The organism is Nocardia vinacea (genome assembly GCF_035920345.1).
GTDB lineage: Bacteria > Actinomycetota > Actinomycetes > Mycobacteriales > Mycobacteriaceae > Nocardia > Nocardia vinacea_A.
Genome location: NZ_CP109149.1, coordinates 3,888,325 through 3,903,695, shown reverse-complemented (window position 1 = coordinate 3,903,695; position 15,371 = coordinate 3,888,325). Strand labels below are relative to the sequence as shown.

The window sequence follows — 15,371 nt, the reverse complement described above, 5'->3', positions numbered from 1 at the left end:
GTTGTGCCTCATGTTGATTCGTGATGCCGAGGTCTTCGGTGCTGGCCGGATGGACGTGCGCATCCACGGCGGTGTCATCACCGAATGCGCAACCGGTTTGGGTCGCCTGCCGGGCGAGGACGAGATCTACGCGGGCGGTGGCTGGTTGCTGCCCGGACTGCACGACCACCACATCCACCTGCGTTCACTCGCGGCGACCTACGAATCTGTTCCACTGGGCCCGCCGCATGTGCGCACCGCAACCGAGTTCGCGGCGCGACTACAGGAGGCCGATCGAAAGCTGCTGCCTGGCAAGTGGATTCGCGGCACCGGATACCACGAGTCGGTAGCCGGACCCCTCGATCGTGCGGTGCTGGACCGGATGCTCCCGCACCGTCCCGTGCGCGTGCAGCACCGCACCGGTGTGCTGTGGCAGCTCAACTCGATGGCATGCGAGCTGGTCGGTCTGGACAGCAATGACGCGCCGGGTGTGGAACGCGACGAGACCGGGCGGCCGACCGGGCGGCTGCGCCGGATGGACTCCTGGATGGGGGAGCGAGTCGACTCGCGCACAACGGATCTGGCCGCAGTGAGTGCCGCCGCAGCGGCAATGGGCATCACCGGATTCACCGACGCGACCCCGGGACTCGCGCAAGCCGATATCGACCAACTGGCCGAGACGGTCGAAACCGGGCGGATCGTGCAGCGGGTGCACTGCATGGCGCCCCCCGAGGTGTCGCAGCCCGACGGCGCACGTTTCACGTTGGGCCCTACCAAGATCGTGCTCGACGATTTCGATCTGCCCCCCTTCGACGAATTCGCCGACCGGCTGCGCGCGATTCACGCGGCAAGCCGGGCCGTCGCGGTGCACTGCGTCACGCGGGTGCAGTTCATCTTGACCATGGCCGCACTGGACCTGGCCGGTGTGCGAGCGGGGGATCGGATCGAACACGGTGCGGTGATACCGCACGAATCGCTGGATTGGTTACGCAGACAGCGGGTTTCGGTCGTCACCCAACCGCATTTCGTGGTCGAACGAGCCGAGCAGTACCGAGACGAGGTGCCCGCGGCGGATCTGCCCGATCTGTGGCGGCTGCGTTCACTCGTCGATGCCGGGGTGGGTGTCGCAGCCGGGTCCGATGCGCCATTCGGTGCACCCGATCCGTGGTCGGTCGTGCGTGCCGCGGTACATAGGCCGACGGAATTCCATGCCGCGGAAGCGGTGTCGGTCCCAAAAGCGCTGTCACTGTTCTTCGGCGCACCCGACAGTCCGGCGGCGGCGCGCTGGATCACACCGGGCGCGGTCGCCGACCTGACACTGCTGTCGGTAACGCCGGACGAGGCCGCCCATCGACTCGATGCCGAGATCGTCGCGGCGACCATCGTGGCCGGTGACCTGGTGTATTCGCGTCAGTAGACGCCGCACATACCGTCGATCGAGACCTCTTCCACCAGCAAGTCAGCGATCACCAGGTCGGACTCGTGCGCAATGCCCTGTTCCTCGCACATCCGGTACTCCTTGCCGATGGATTTCGTCAGTTGATGACGAATATTGGACGATAGCGAGCGCCCGGCGACTGCGTCTGTCGGATCCCGGTGAGCGGAACGATCTCGAGTGCCTGGAGATCGCGCCCGCAACGGCTTTCCGGAATCCCGGCACTGCCTCGGCAACCCCACCGGAGCTCGGCTTTCCCGACTATGATCGGCAGGTCGGGGTCGGCGGTTCTGCCTCGAGAGGTGATCACATGGTCGGACATAGCGGCTTCGGGGATTCGCGCAGATCGACACCAGTCGATTAGCCGATTCGCCATGCCCGACCACGAGAACGAACATACCCAGCGCGATATCCGGTTCGGAATCGCCGCGGAACTGACCGCCGCCGGATTCGAGGATGCCGAGGAGATCGGTCGTGGGGGTTTCGGCGTCGTCTATCGGTGTCTGGAGCCCTCGCTCGATCGCACTGTCGCGGTCAAGGTGCTGACCTCGGAGATCAGCGGTGACGAACGGGAGCGGTTCGTCCGGGAGCAGCACGCGCTCGGCCGACTCTCGGGTCACCCCAATATCGTTGCGATTCATCAAGCCGATGTGACCGCCGACGGCCGTCCGTTCATTGTCATGCCCTTCCATTCGCGCGGGTCGCTGGATGCGCGATTGCGCGCGACGGGGCCGCTGCCGTGGCAGGAGTTGCTGTCGATCGGGGTGAAGATCGCCGGGGCGCTCGCCGCGGCGCACGCGAGGGGCACACTGCACCGGGATGTGAAGCCCGCGAACATTCTGGTGACCGATTACGGGGAGCCGCAACTGGCGGACTTCGGCATCGCGCATATCGGCGGGGGATTCGAGACCTCCGCCGGACGCATCACCGGCACACCGGCATTCATCGCACCGGAGGTGCTGCGGGGTGCGCCGCCGAGCGCGGCTTCGGACGTTTACGGCCTCGGCGCTACCATGTTCTGCCTGCTGACCGGGCACGCGGCCGTCGAACGCCAGACGGGTGAGGCCGTGCTCGCGCATTTCGTTCGAGTCACCTCGACACCCGGGCCCGACCTGGGCGAAGTGGATGTCCCCGCCGAACTCCGCGCCGCGATCGAAGCCGCGATGGCCACCGATCCGGACCGAAGGCCGCGTACGGCAGTCGAATTCGGATATCTGCTGCGCGATGTCCAACGCAATTGCGGGCTCGATGTGGACGCCATGGCGGTGCCCGCCGACGCGCACGAACCGCGGTCCGGGCCGATAATGGTGCCCGCACAGCGGGGGACCGGACCACGGACCACCGCGCCACCGCCGGTCGCGTCGACCAAATATCGTCCGCCGACCTCGGCCCGCCCCCTGGTGGACCGGCCGCGGCTGCTGCGCAAACTGCAGGAGGGCGGCAATCGCCGACTGCTGCTCATCCACGCGCCGCCGGGCTTCGGCAAGAGCACACTGGCTGCGCAGTGGCGCGATGTTCTTACTGCACAAGGGATGTCGGTCGCGTGGTTGACGATCGACCACGACGACAACAATGTCGTCTGGTTCCTCGCCCACCTGGTCGAGGCGATTCGCCGGGCTCGCCAGGATCTGGCCGGCGGGCTCGTCACCATGCTGGAGGAGCATTCCAGCGATGCCACTCGATACGTGCTGGCATCGCTCATCGATGAAGTGCACGACAGCGGTGCGCCGCTAGCCGTCGTCATCGACGACTGGCACCTCGTCACCGATGCCGGTACCCGCGCCGCCATGGAATTCCTGCTGGACAACGGATGTCATCACCTGCGGGTGATCGTCACCGGCCGAACGCGTGCGGGATTGCCGCTCAGCCGGATGCGCGTCGGCGACGAACTGGTCGAAATAGATTCCGACGACTTGCGATTCGATGATGCCGAATCGACGGCGTTCCTGCTCGACATCAATCGCCTGACGCTGGGCAGATCGCAGGTCGCCGAACTGCTCGACTCGACCGAAGGCTGGATCGCGGCACTGCAACTCGCTTCACTGTCGCTGCGCGGCAGCAGTGATCCCGCCGGGTTCATCGATCAACTGTCGGGCCGGCATGAGGCGATCGGCGAGTATCTCGTCGAAAACGTGCTCGACACTCTCGATCCGGACCTGCTGGACTTTCTGCTGGCGACCTCGATCACCGAGAAGATCTGCGCCGGACTGGCCGAGGCGCTGTCCGGCCCGGCGGCTCCACGGCTGTTGCAGCAGGTCAAGGCTCGAGATCTGTTTCTGCGCAATGTCGACTTCCGGGACAATGTCGGCGACGACTTCGAGTGGTTCCGCTATCACCGTATGTTCGGCGACTTCCTGCGCCGCAGGCTGGCCGAACAGGATCCCGACAGATGCGTCCGGTTGCACCGCATCGCGGCCGACTGGTTCGCCGACCACGCGATGTTGAACGAAGCGGTGGATCACGCACTGGCCGCCCGTGATTCGGCGGGTGCGCTGCGCCTGATCGAGGAGCGCGCGACGGAACTGCTGGAGAGTGCCCGGACGGCCACACTGCTCGGGCTGGTTGCCAAACTGCCGACCGCGGTCGCGGTATCGAGTGCGCGCCTGCAACTGTTCGTGGCTTGGGGCAATATATCGCTGCAGCGGCCGGTGGCCGCCGAGGCGGCTTTGGATCGGGTCGATGCGGTGCTGGGCGCCGATCGGCCGGATGCGGATGACGTCACCGATCTCCATCTCGAGGCCGCGCTGGCGCGGGCCGCATGCCGGCTCACCGCCGACCGAGCCGCCGAAATGCCGGAGCTGGTCGCGCATCGGCTCGAGTCGGTAGTCGACCCGTTCATCGCGACCATCGCGGCGGGAGTCGGATCGGCGGCCGCGCTCTATCGGTTCGACTTCGACGAGGTGTACCGGTGGCAGCGGTGGGTCGCGCCGCATCGGGCCCGGGTCAAGGGGCCGACCGGCTTACTGCACAGCTACGGCTTGACCGGTGTGGCTGCCTTCGAGCAACTCGATATCGCGGCGGCACAGACGCATTTGGAAACCGCTCGGTCACTGGCACTGGAAACCGGTCGCCATTCCTACATCACGCGTATGACGGGCGCACTGCTCGGTGCGCTGTGTTATTGGCGGGGCGAACTCGACGAAGCGGCGGCGCTGCTCGACGAGAGCGTCAAGGCGGGGCCCGAGGGCGGAGCGGTCGAATTCGTATCGGCAACCTATGGAATCGGCGCGCGGATCGCGGCGCTGCGGGGCGATCTCGGGGCGGCGCGGGAGCGACTTGCCGAGGGCGCGAAGATGGCCCGCAATCTCGCGCTGCCCCGCTTGGCCGCCCGCATCGTCAACGAGCGAATCCGCCTCGGCCTGCCCATCGCTGCGGACGAGGCGGCGGCACTCGAGCGGCTCGCGCCCTACCGCGCCGAAGGCGATGGAATCACCATTCTCACCTCGGAAATCCAGTGGGATTCGGCAATACGGCTGCTACTGGCGGATCACTCGGCCGGGGCCACCGAGACTGCCACCGTATTGGCCGAGCGGTTGGTGCGGGGCCTCGAACGCCAAGGCCGGCCGCGGGCGCTATTGGAGGCGCGACTGCTATCGGCGTGCTGCCTGGCAACGGCGGACCGCTTGGAAGAGGCCATCGCTGTGCTGGATCCGGTGTTGGCGCAGTGCGCGGAACTCGGCTTGCCGCGGTTGGCGGCCGATGCCGGAGCCGCCATCGAGCCCGCCGTCGTCGCGCTCATCGGTACCGATCCGGGGCTGCGCCGGACGCCGCTGTCATTTCTGACGCAGTTACTGCCCGCCGGTACCGGTCGGCAGTAGCCCTCGAAAACATTTGTGGCGTGGATCACACTCGCGTGTTTCGGGTCTGCCGTGAGGTCTATATTGAGTGCACTGAATCTGGCTGTCGCTCATTCGCCTGGCATCCCGGTGCGAGGAGCGGACACATCGATGTGTTGCACGGCGAGGACACGACAATGGCTCGACACAATTCACCCACGGCGCTCGCATGTCAGCCCGACTGGCGCCCGATATCGTTGCGGAGGTCTCGCCCGTGCGGTGACGAGTGCCGTATCCGAGTGCATTTTCACGGGCACCCCCCGCTGCAGTACCGCGCCGCCCGGGAGGCCGCCGAATGTTTCGCGGCGGCCGTGCGGGGATTGGGCGTGGACGTCGACATCGATACGAAGCTCGACGACGGGCTGCTTCCGCTGCCTTGTGCGCGGCTGTGGACCTCGTAGCCGGATCCCGACAATGAGGAGTCTCTTTTCGTATGACAACGATCGATGCCGCGATCCTGGTGCTCCGGCTGGTGGCTGGCCTGACCATGGCCGCGCACGGCTATAACCACCTGTTCGGCCCGGGTGGTGTGGCCGGTACGGCGGGCTGGTTCGCCTCGATGGGGCTGCGGCCGCCCCGCGTCCATGCGACATTGAGCGGTGCGGGGGAGTTGGCGGCCGGAATCGCCTTCGCGGCCGGACTGCTCACCGCGCCCGCGGCGGCGTTCATCGTCGGCAGTATGGCGGTGGCCGCAGTCATCGCGCATCGGAAGAACGGCTTCTTCGTATTCAAGGACGGCTACGAGTACGTGCTGATGCTTGCTGTGGTGGCCGCCTGTGTCGCGGCCATCGGGCCGGGCAAGGCCTCGCTCGATCGCGCGCTCGGCATCGATGCGACGCTCGACGGTGGTCTCGGATCGGCCATCGCGGTGATCGGTGGCGTCGGCGGCGCGGCGGTTCTGCTCGCCGTGAGTTGGCGGCCGAAAGCGCAAGCAGAATAAGGGAATTCGACGGCCCCGCACCGGTGGTGCGGGGCCAGCCGATCCCGAATTTCCGTTGGTCGCGAGAAGCTAAGACGATGCGGGCGTGATCGACCTGCTGTTCGCTATTTCAGAACCACGCGCCCCGCTCGCCCATGGCGACCAGTTCGCCGAGCGCTTCGCTGGGCAGGGCGATCCGTGGCGTGGCCGGTACGTGACGTGGCCGGTCCGGCTGCGGCGCGACGCCGAACAATTTCTCCGATATCGCGTGCGCGGTATTGGCGACCAGCGGCGCCAGTCGTTCGAGTGCGGCCTGGGCGTCGCAGACGATGGATATCGCGCCGATCGGCCCGTCCGGCCCGCGCACCGCCGCACCGACACAGGCGATATGCGAATAGCATTCGCCGCGCTCGAAGGCGAGGCCGTTGCGCGCCCGGATCCGGCTCAATTCCTGGTGCAGGATCCCGATATCGCTGATGCTTCGGGTGGTTCGCTTCTGGATCGCGCCCTTGAACTGTTTATCGACCCGCTCGGGTGACAACCACGCGAGCATGCTTTTGCCGATGGCCGTGCAGTGGGCGGGGGCGCGGCCACCGACCCGCGACGGAATTTCGACCGCGGCCCGGCCACCGAATTTATCCAGGTAGTAGACATCGGTGCCGTCCAATACGGCTAGGTGTACGACCATCTCGGTGCGCACCGCCAGCGCGTGCAGCAGCGGGAATGCCGCGGCGCGTAATGCGTTGTGGCCGTCTTCTCGGCCGCCGAGACCCAATGCCAGGGATCCGAGGCCGTACTCCCGGCCGTCGCGTTCCAACCAGCGCAGCTGAACGAGATGTTTCAGAATGCGATGGGTCGAGGACCGGGGTATGTTGGTCCGGCCGCTGACCTCCTCCAGCGTGAGGCGCGTCTGTGCGCCCCCGAACGATTCCATGATCAACGTCATGCGTTCTACTAGCGAGGGGGATAACGCAGACTGCTCTGCGGCGTCGGCAGCTTCACTGATCCTCAACATCGAGGTCATTTCAGCGCCTCCTTACTTCGGAGACTCGAACTTCAGCGGCCAGTGTAACCACGCGAAGACCCCCGATTGGCGGAAATCGCCGAAATTTATACAGATCGGTACAGAGAATTTTTTAGCGAAAGAGGATACTGATCTGTATCCCGGCTGTTACTTGCCGCCGGGCGCTCCTGGGATCGGCCGGAAGTCGTTCGCTCCCGGCCGAGCCTCAGGCTACTGAATATTGCTCGTGCTCAAGCAATCTCGGTCATCAACCCGCCTGTCACACGGCGGCGCCTGCGAGGTCGAGCGCCGCGAGATACGAGAAGACCAGAGAAGAGCCGACCGGTGTCCCCGCGCCCGGGTACACCCGGCCGGACATGGCGGCCATCGTGTTACCACTGGCGTACAGACCCGCGATCGGCTCGCCGTCCGCGCGCAGGACGCGGGCATGCTCGTCGGTCTTGAGGCCGCCCTTGGTGCCGATATCGGCAAGCGCGATGGTGGCGGTGTAGTAGGGCGGTGTGTCGATCGGCGCGACCAGCGGGTTCTGGTAGCCGTTGTCGAGTGGACTCACGTAACTCATCACGGGTCCGGCGGGGAATCCGACGACGTACTGGGTCATCTGGTCCCAGGCGGTCTCGCCACGGTGGAACTTCTGGTCGACCCCCTCGGCGGCATAGGAGTTGAACTCCTCGATCGACTTACGGAGGTTCTCGGCGGGCACCGCGATGAGATCGGCCAACTCCTCGATGGTGTCGGCCTTGCGCAGCGCACCCGATTCGAACCACTCCGGGCGGGGCGGCACGGCCGGGTCGCCACCGAAGCTGTCCCGGTCGATGTGGCGCTGATCGAAGATCCAGTGGCACGGAGTGTGTGCGACGCCGGTCTCCTTGTGCAGACGCAGCATCTCGCGCCCGGCCCGGTCGTAGGGCAGCAGTTCGTTCATGAAGCGCTCGCCCGCGCTGTTGACCCAGATGCCGCTGCGGCTACCGGTGTGGAAGACCGGTCGTCCGCCGGGTTGCATGAGACCGGGGATGTACCACGCTTGGTCCAGCAACTCGGTGGCGGCTCCGATCGCGACGGCAGCCTGCAGCGCGTCGCCGGTGTTCCCAGGAGCGCCATCGGACCAGTCACCGTGATACGGGGCGACCTTGTGCTTCTCGCGCAGTTCGCGATTGCGCTCGAATCCGCCGGCGGCGAGGATGACGCCGCGGGTAGCGCGAATCCGGACCCGCTCGCCCTTGCTGACCGCCTCCACGCCGACCACTCGGTCGCCCTCGACGATCAGGCTCTCGAGCGCGGTCTCGAGCTTGTAGGAGCCGTTCCCGGTCTCCAGGAACGCCTTCAGCGTTCGCGCTATGAGGGCGCGGCCGCCGGTGAGTACGGGTGCCGGCTCTCCGCCCCAGATCTCGATGGGCAGCTGGTCGCGGATCAGCGGGGCGAGATCACCGAGCTCGGCGGCCTCGATCTCGGCCGGGAAGATGGTGTTGCCCGCGGCCGTCGCGCCCGGCTTCTCCGCGAAGTAGTCGGGCACGGGCTGGTAGAAGAAGGACCCGAACTGCGGGTTCTGCTCGAGTTCGTCGATCAGTATCGGCCCGGTGTGCAGGTAGGCGTCCTGCAGGGCTTCGCGCGAGGGATCGTCGACGATCTCCCGGAGGTAGCCGCGCACAGTTTCGACGTCGTTCTCGACGCCCGCGCGCCGCAACGGGGTACTACCCGGAAACCACAGTCCTGCACCGGAATAGGCGGTCGTGCCGCCGAAGCGATCGGTCTTCTCGATGACGAGTGTGCGCAGGCCGCGAGATGCGGCGGCGTAAGCGCCGACCAGCCCTCCTCCGGACCCGACGACCACGACGTCGTAGGTTTCCTCGTCAGCGGGCATAACTGTCTCCTTGCTTCCGGACCGCGAATCTCCTGCCATCGCCCGGCAGTGACCTGGGTCACCCGGGGCGTAGACCTCCCGAGTGTGGTGGCTGCGGCTATCGGGCCGGAATCGGTTTCCGCTGTGCGGAATCAGCGCCCGGTCCAGCCGACGCGAGTGCGCCGCTTCCGGTGGGCGGAAATTCTCCTAGTGGCGGGTGCCACACGAATTAGCGTTCCTGGCCGTCAATCGATTTCAAGGAGAGCTTGCATGACTCTTTCCCACGACTACGATCCCGGCCCGCAGATCGCCCATGCCGGTGGCATCAATCTCGGCACGACGGACCTGGAGCGTTCGCTGGGGTTCTTCCGCGACCTGCTCGGCATGGAGGTCGTCGCGCAGACCGACGACGGCGTGGCCTATCTGCGCGGCTACCAGGAGCTCACCCACCACTCGCTCGTGCTGACCCAGCAGGACGAGGCCACGGTGAACACCTACAGTTTCCGGGTCCAGCGCCCGCAGGACGTCGAGCTGTTCCACAAGCAGCTCGAGCAGCAGGAGATCGAGTCGATCGAACTGCCCGCCGGGCACGAACTCGGCCGCGGCACCGCGATCCGCTTCCTGGTGCCAGGTAGTGAGCATCCGTTCGAGCTCTACTACGACATCGACAAGCCGCTCGCACCAGAGGAATTGCGCTCGAAGCTGCCGAGCAACAGCTCGCGCCGTCGCGGCTTCGGCGTGCGCCGCCTCGACCATCTGAACGTGCAGACCAGCGCGAGCACGGTGAATCAGTCCGAGCAGTGGCTGCGTGAAGCGCTGGGCTTCAAGCGCCGTGAATTTGCGATGATTCCGCAGTTCCCGGAGACCATCATGGCGTCCTGGCTGTCGGTGACACCGCAGGTGCACGACATCGCGATCGGCGTGAACGCGGAGGACGCGAAGGCACGGTTCCATCACATCGCCTTCAATATCGAGAACTACCACGACATTCTGCGGGCCGCGGACGAGATCCGTGATCTCGAGATCGACTTCGGGCACGGTCCGGGCAAGCACGGTATCGGTCAGGCAATGTACCTCTACATCCACGATCCCGGCTCCGGTCACCGCGTCGAGCTCTACTCCGGCGGGTACCTGATCATGGATCCGGACTGGCAGGCGCTCGAGTGGAAGGTGCCCGAGCTGATGTACGGCCAGACCTGGTACGGCGACGTCCTCGACGTCGGCCCGGGCGCCGGATTCCTCACGACCTCGCCGTCCGCGGGCCTGAAATGACGCAGCGGACCGCTGATGTCGATGGGCTTACCTTCAACTACCACGAGGTAGGCGAGGGTGAGCCGCTGATTCTGTTGCACGGTTCGGGTCCCGGTGTCAGTGCCTGGTCGAACTTTCAGCACAATCTGCCGGTTTTCGGCGAGCAGTTCCGGGTGATCGCGCCCGATCTGCCGGGCTTCGGCGGTAGCGCGCTTCCCGAACTCGACGAGATCTATCCGGTGGTCGCCGCGAAGCGGATCGCGCGGCTGATGGATCACCTCGGCATCGATTCCGCGGTGTTCATCGGCAACTCCATGGGCGGAGCGGTAGTGGCGGAACTGGCCGCGCTGCATCCCGAACGGGTGCGCCGGATGGCCATCATGGGCTCCGGCGGACTTTCGGTCGGCATCTTCCAGGCCGACCCCAGCGAGGGGTTTCAGCGACTGTTCGAATTCCTCGGCGATCCCACCCGCGACCGGATGATCGCCTGGATCAAGGCGATGGTGTTCAACCCCGCGCTGATCACGGACGAACTGGTCGACGAACGCATGCGCAATGCCACCGCCGAGGGTGTGATCGACCGGATGAAGGCGATCTTCGGTTCGATGTTCAATCCACAGCTGCGTCAGACGTATACGCCGCTGTGGACCAAGGCCGCCACCATCACGACTCCGACGCTGATGCTGTGGGGCCGCGACGACCGAATGCTGCCCTACGACCAGGCGCACTTCGCGAACCGCTGGCTGCCCGATGTCGAACTGCACACCTTCGCCCGCTGTGGGCACTGGGTGCAGATCGAGCGGAAGTCCGATTTCGAGCGGGTCGCGATCGAATTCCTCACCCGCAAACCATCCGCCGCATAGTTCGTCCGACTCGGGTGCACCATGCGTCTTCCCAGTGAGCGGAAAGTCCGTGGTGACCGAATGGACCAAGGAATCACAATGAGCGAATCCCCTCGCCAGATCGGCACTTTCGGTGTCCGTCGCGGCGGCACCTGTAATTTCCCAGTGAGTAGGAGGTGTGCGTCGTGGCACACGAAGTAGTCCAACGTGTCGAGGAGTTGGGGCCGGAACTGGCCGCACTCGCCGAGGAGAACGAGAAGCTCGGCAAGCTGAGCGATAAGACCGCCCAACTGCTGCGCTCTGCCGGGGTGATCCGGCTGCTGCAGCCCAAGGAGTTCGGTGGTTATGAAGCGCACCCGCGCGACTTCGCCGAAGCCGTGATGGCGGTCGCGCAGCACGACCCCGCCGCGGGCTGGGTGTGCGGCGTCGTCGGCGTTCATCCGTGGGAGATGGCGCAGATGGATCCCCGTCTGCCGCAAGAGGTTTGGGGCGAGAACCCGGACACCTGGATCGCCTCGCCCTATATGCCGATGGGCGTCGCCGATCCAGTGGAAGGCGGTTACCGGCTCAGCGGGCGCTGGCCGTTCTCCTCGGGTACCGACCACTGTGAGTGGGTCTTCCTCGGCGCCCTGCTCGGCGACGGCACTGGCAAGCCCGCCGGGCCGCCCACCGTGCTGCATGTGGTCGTCCCGCGTGCGGACTACAAGATCATCGAGGATTCCTGGGACGTGGTCGGTCTGTCGGGTACCGGCAGTAAGGACGTGGTGATCGAGGGGGCGTTCCTGCCCGACTACCACGTCATCGTCCAGGACGAGATCATGCAGGGTGCGGCGGCCGAGAAGCGCGGGCTCACCGACACGGTGTACAAGCTGCCGTTCACGACCATGTTCCCGCTCGGGCTCACCGCCGCGGTCATCGGGATCTGCGAGGGCGGACTGGCCGTGCACCTGGCCCAACAGCGCGACCGGGTTGCCGTGACCGGTGTCCAGGTGCGCGACGATCCTTACACGCTCTACGCCGCGGGCGAGGCGGCTTCGGAGATCGAGGCCTCGCGGATTCAGTTGATCGACGGCGTCAGCCGGCTCTACGACCAGGTGGAGGCTGGAAAGCCGGTCACGCTGGAGGATCGGTCGAATATCCGGCGCAATCAGGTCCGCTGCGCCTGGCGGGCGGTGTCTGCATTGGACGAGATCTTCGCACGCTCCGGTGGAAACGCCGGTCGGCGCAGTAACCCGATCCAGCGGTACTGGCGCGACGCGCATATGGCACTGCAGCACATGATCCATGTCCCCGGCACGGCCTACCACGCGAATTCCCTGGTCAAGATGGGGCTCGAGCTGCCGCCGTCGATGATCGTGATGGTCTGACGCAAACAGTCAGGGAGGATGGTTATGAGTGAGATCGGATCGACGCAGGAGACGGTGGTGGCGATCACTGGGCGCCACTTCCGGGATGTGCTCGGCCATTTCCCCACGAGCGTGGTCGCGATCACCACCCTCGACGATGATCAGCGGCCGCACGGGTTGGTCGTCGGGACGTTCACCTCTGTCTCGCTCGACCCGCCCCTGGTGTCATTCCTGGTGGACACGTCTTCCTCGACCCTGCAACGGATTCGCGACACCGGGCGGTTCTGCGCGAATGCGTTGGCGGGCAACCAGGAACACGTGTCGCGGCGGATGGCGTCCAGGGGCGGCAACCGGTTCCAGGGTGTGACGTGGCAGCCGTCCACATTGGGCAATCCCGTACTGGATGGGGTTGTCGCATGGGTCGACTGCACCGTGGCGCAGATCGTCGAGATCGGCGACCATGTCCTGGTAGTCGGGCAGGTGCACGAACTGCGTGTGGAGTCGGTGCGAACCCCACTGCTGTTCTTCCGCGGCGGGTACGGCGACTATCTCGCCAGCGCGCCGCTGGTACTGGACCGGCTCGTCGGGTGGTAGTCACCTGAGCTCATGTGCCAGTGAGCAATTCGACTGTGCCAGTGCACAATTCGACGACCCCAATGGCAGGGCAGGCCATTGGGGTCGCTGTCTGTTCAGACCAGCATGTCGTCGACGTACAACCCGAACGAGCCACGGCCGCACAGCGCCAGCGACGATTCGACATCGTTACCAGCATGGATACTGCCCGTATGCGCATCCCGCCAGGCCCGTTCGATCGGATTGCCACGGCGTCGTGACAGGCCGCCCGCGGCCTGGAAAACCAGATCGATCGCGGTGATCGCGCGCTCGGTGCCGCACACCTGATCCCGGCGGCCTCGCAGCCGCAGCTCCATCGGGATGTCCTCGCGGCGGCGCGCACGTTCGTACAGGTCCTGCAGGTTCCGGTGCAGCTGCAGGACGGCGGCGTCGACATCCGATTCGGCGCGCGCGACGGCGATCTGCACGGACCGGTCCGTGCTGAGACTGCCGCCCCCGAAACTCGGTCGGTTGAGATTGCGCATACGCGTCAGAAATTTCTCCAGGCAGCCTTCCGCCAAGCCGATCATCGGCGCGGTGACCGAATAGCTGTACATCGTTCCGAACGGCATGCGATACAGCGGACCGGTATTCAGTTTCTGGCCCGGACCACGCCGGTGGGTCACGTCGTAGTTGCGCGTCGTCCGGTATTCCGGGACGAAGATGCGCTCGATGTGCAGGTCATGGCTCCCGGTGCCGCGCAGGCCCACGGAATCCCACACCTTGTCGATACGGTAATCCGCGCGCGGTACCAGCGCGGACACGATATCCACCGGATCACCGTTCTCGGCATAGACAGTGCCGCCGAGGACCGCCCATGACGCGTGTGCGCAGCCGGACGCGAAGCGCCAATGTCCGCTGAGTTCGTAGCCCCCTTCGACCGGTGTCAACCGGCCGACCGGCGCATAGGACGGACAGATCAGCGCATTCGGGTTTTCGGACCACACCTCGCGTTGTGCGCGCTCGTCGAAAAGTGCCACATGCCACGGCACTACCCCGAGCACCGAGGCGACCCACCCGGTGGAGCCGCAGGTGCCCGCGATCATCCGGACCACGTCGTAGAACTGATTCGGGTCGGCCTCCAGGCCGCCGCTCCATTTCGGTTGCAGCAGCCGAAAGACGCCGACGGCGATCAGGTCGGTCATCGTCTGTTCCGGTATTTCGCCGGTCACGTCGACCTGCGCCGCGCGTTCGGCCAGTTCCGGCAGCAGCCCGCGCACCGCCTCGGCTACATCGTTGTCCATGCGGTAATCCTGCGCCTCGAGCACCGCGTACTCCAGCCGGAACACGACCGGCTCGCACGCCGCTGCCGCTGAACGGGAATACGCGGCGCGGACGCTGAGGCGGCTGCGCGGGCATCCCGCTCTGCGGAAGTTCGCCGCCGGTCGAATGTGCGGGTCATCACACTAGGGGAGCTTTCGTCCCTGGGACGGAATTGCTGGCGATGAGTGCAGAGATCGAAGGAGATCCGTTGAAAAAATCAATCTATTTCAGATTACAGCGCTGGTCGGCGTGGAGCGGATTCCTGGTGCTCGTACTGATGCTGGTCGCCTACGGGGTCGGCGACTTGCTCTCGCCCATGAGTCCGACGATGACCGCGAATGAGGTTCGCGACTTCCTGGTCGAGAATCAGCACGGGATTCTGCTGTGTGTGGCCATCATGGTGCTGACCGTGCCATTCGAATATCCATACGTGGTCGTGACCAGCATGCAGATGAGGCGGGTCGAAGGCGGCTGGGGCTGGTTGTCGATGGTCCAGCTGACCACCGGCGTCGTCGCGCCGACCGGCTTCTTCTACCCCTTGGCGATTCTGGCCGCCGCTGCATATCGGCCGGAAAGTCATTCCCCCGATGTCCTGTCCGCGATGACCGACATCTTCTGGCTGATGTATGTGGGCAACGCCTGCATTTTCGTGCTGCAGGTCTGGTCGATCGGATTCGCTTCCTACTTCGATCAGCGCGCCAAGCCGATTTTCCCGCGCTGGTACGCGCACCTCAGCATGCTTCTGGGTGTCCTGCTCATCTCGGGCGCCTTCGTCTTCCTGAACAAGACCGGCCCGTTCGCGTGGAATGGGATCCTGGCCCAGGGCATTCCGGCGATCGTCTACCTCATCTGGAAGGTCATCACGCCGCTGGTGCTGCTGAAGGCAATCAAGAGCGAGGAAGTCGAACTCGCCGCGAAGGAAGCCGACGAGGCAGCCGAAGAGCCTCAGCCGGCGACCTCGTAGCTGTCCGGACAGCACTGAACGGCCGGGTCTCGCGATTTCTCCTGCGAGACCCGGCCGCAG

At 65.6% G+C, this 15,371-nt stretch carries 13 protein-coding genes; 9 read left to right on the top strand and 4 right to left on the bottom strand.

Annotated elements, in window-relative coordinates; translation table 11 throughout:
* The first annotated feature begins 10 nt into the window (after positions 1-10).
* Positions 11-1,396: an amidohydrolase family protein gene (locus OIE68_RS18265; protein ID WP_327100568.1), complete on the top strand. Its 1,386-nt coding sequence runs from the start codon at positions 11-13 to the stop codon at positions 1,394-1,396.
* Here the strand turns inward: OIE68_RS18265 and mftA are convergent.
* Positions 1,390-1,488, bottom strand: coding sequence for a mycofactocin precursor MftA (gene mftA, locus OIE68_RS18260; RefSeq protein ID WP_327100567.1), 99 nt, complete (start codon positions 1,486-1,488; stop codon positions 1,390-1,392). The two genes, OIE68_RS18265 and mftA, sit on opposite strands and share 7 nt — an antisense overlap.
* A 300-nt stretch (positions 1,489-1,788) precedes the next feature.
* Here mftA and OIE68_RS18255 point away from each other — a divergent pair, with 300 nt between their 5' ends.
* From OIE68_RS18255 to OIE68_RS18245, 3 genes are all read left to right on the top strand, one after another.
* Positions 1,789-5,232 carry a protein kinase domain-containing protein gene (locus tag OIE68_RS18255; protein WP_327100566.1) on the top strand — a complete coding sequence of 1,148 codons (3,444 nt, stop codon included), beginning with the start codon at positions 1,789-1,791 and terminating at the stop codon, positions 5,230-5,232.
* Positions 5,233-5,489: 257 nt separating this feature from the next.
* Complete coding sequence (locus OIE68_RS18250; protein WP_327100565.1) at positions 5,490-5,651, top strand: hypothetical protein; 162 nt, start codon at positions 5,490-5,492, stop codon at positions 5,649-5,651.
* Between the two features lie 32 nt (positions 5,652-5,683).
* Positions 5,684-6,190 carry a DoxX family protein gene (locus OIE68_RS18245; protein WP_327100564.1) on the top strand — a complete coding sequence of 169 codons (507 nt, stop codon included), beginning with the start codon at positions 5,684-5,686 and terminating at the stop codon, positions 6,188-6,190.
* A gap of 109 nt (positions 6,191-6,299) precedes the next feature.
* Here OIE68_RS18245 and OIE68_RS18240 read toward each other — a convergent pair whose 3' ends face one another.
* Complete coding sequence (locus tag OIE68_RS18240) at positions 6,300-7,115, bottom strand: IclR family transcriptional regulator (protein WP_040699384.1); 816 nt, start codon at positions 7,113-7,115, stop codon at positions 6,300-6,302.
* A 337-nt stretch (positions 7,116-7,452) separates the two neighbouring features.
* Positions 7,453-9,054 carry an FAD-dependent oxidoreductase gene (locus tag OIE68_RS18235; protein WP_327100563.1) on the bottom strand — a complete coding sequence of 534 codons (1,602 nt, stop codon included), beginning with the start codon at positions 9,052-9,054 and terminating at the stop codon, positions 7,453-7,455.
* Positions 9,055-9,303: 249 nt separating this feature from the next.
* Between OIE68_RS18235 and OIE68_RS18230 the strand changes: the two genes are divergently transcribed.
* From OIE68_RS18230 to OIE68_RS18215, 4 genes are all read left to right on the top strand, one after another.
* Positions 9,304-10,305: a VOC family protein gene (locus OIE68_RS18230; RefSeq protein WP_327100562.1), complete on the top strand. Its 1,002-nt coding sequence runs from the start codon at positions 9,304-9,306 to the stop codon at positions 10,303-10,305.
* Positions 10,302-11,147: an alpha/beta fold hydrolase gene (locus OIE68_RS18225; protein ID WP_327100561.1), complete on the top strand. Its 846-nt coding sequence runs from the start codon at positions 10,302-10,304 to the stop codon at positions 11,145-11,147. Before OIE68_RS18230 ends, OIE68_RS18225 begins: the two co-directional genes overlap by 4 nt.
* Positions 11,148-11,311: 164 nt before the next feature.
* On the top strand, positions 11,312-12,493 hold the full coding sequence (locus tag OIE68_RS18220) for a hydroxylase (RefSeq protein ID WP_327100560.1): 1,182 nt from the start codon (positions 11,312-11,314) through the stop codon (positions 12,491-12,493).
* Between the two features lie 24 nt (positions 12,494-12,517).
* Entirely contained in the window at positions 12,518-13,066 is a 549-nt protein-coding gene (locus OIE68_RS18215) for a flavin reductase family protein (RefSeq protein WP_327100559.1), read from the top strand.
* A gap of 95 nt (positions 13,067-13,161) precedes the next feature.
* On the opposite strand, the gene hsaA is transcribed toward OIE68_RS18215, so the two are convergent.
* Positions 13,162-14,328 (bottom strand): 3-hydroxy-9,10-secoandrosta-1,3,5(10)-triene-9,17-dione monooxygenase oxygenase subunit, encoded by a 1,167-nt coding sequence (hsaA, locus tag OIE68_RS18210; RefSeq protein WP_327100558.1) that lies wholly within the window; start codon positions 14,326-14,328, stop codon positions 13,162-13,164.
* A 227-nt stretch (positions 14,329-14,555) separates the two neighbouring features.
* Here hsaA and OIE68_RS18205 point away from each other — a divergent pair, with 227 nt between their 5' ends.
* Positions 14,556-15,311: a hypothetical protein gene (locus OIE68_RS18205; RefSeq protein ID WP_327100557.1), complete on the top strand. Its 756-nt coding sequence runs from the start codon at positions 14,556-14,558 to the stop codon at positions 15,309-15,311.
* The last annotated feature ends 60 nt before the right edge of the window (positions 15,312-15,371 follow it).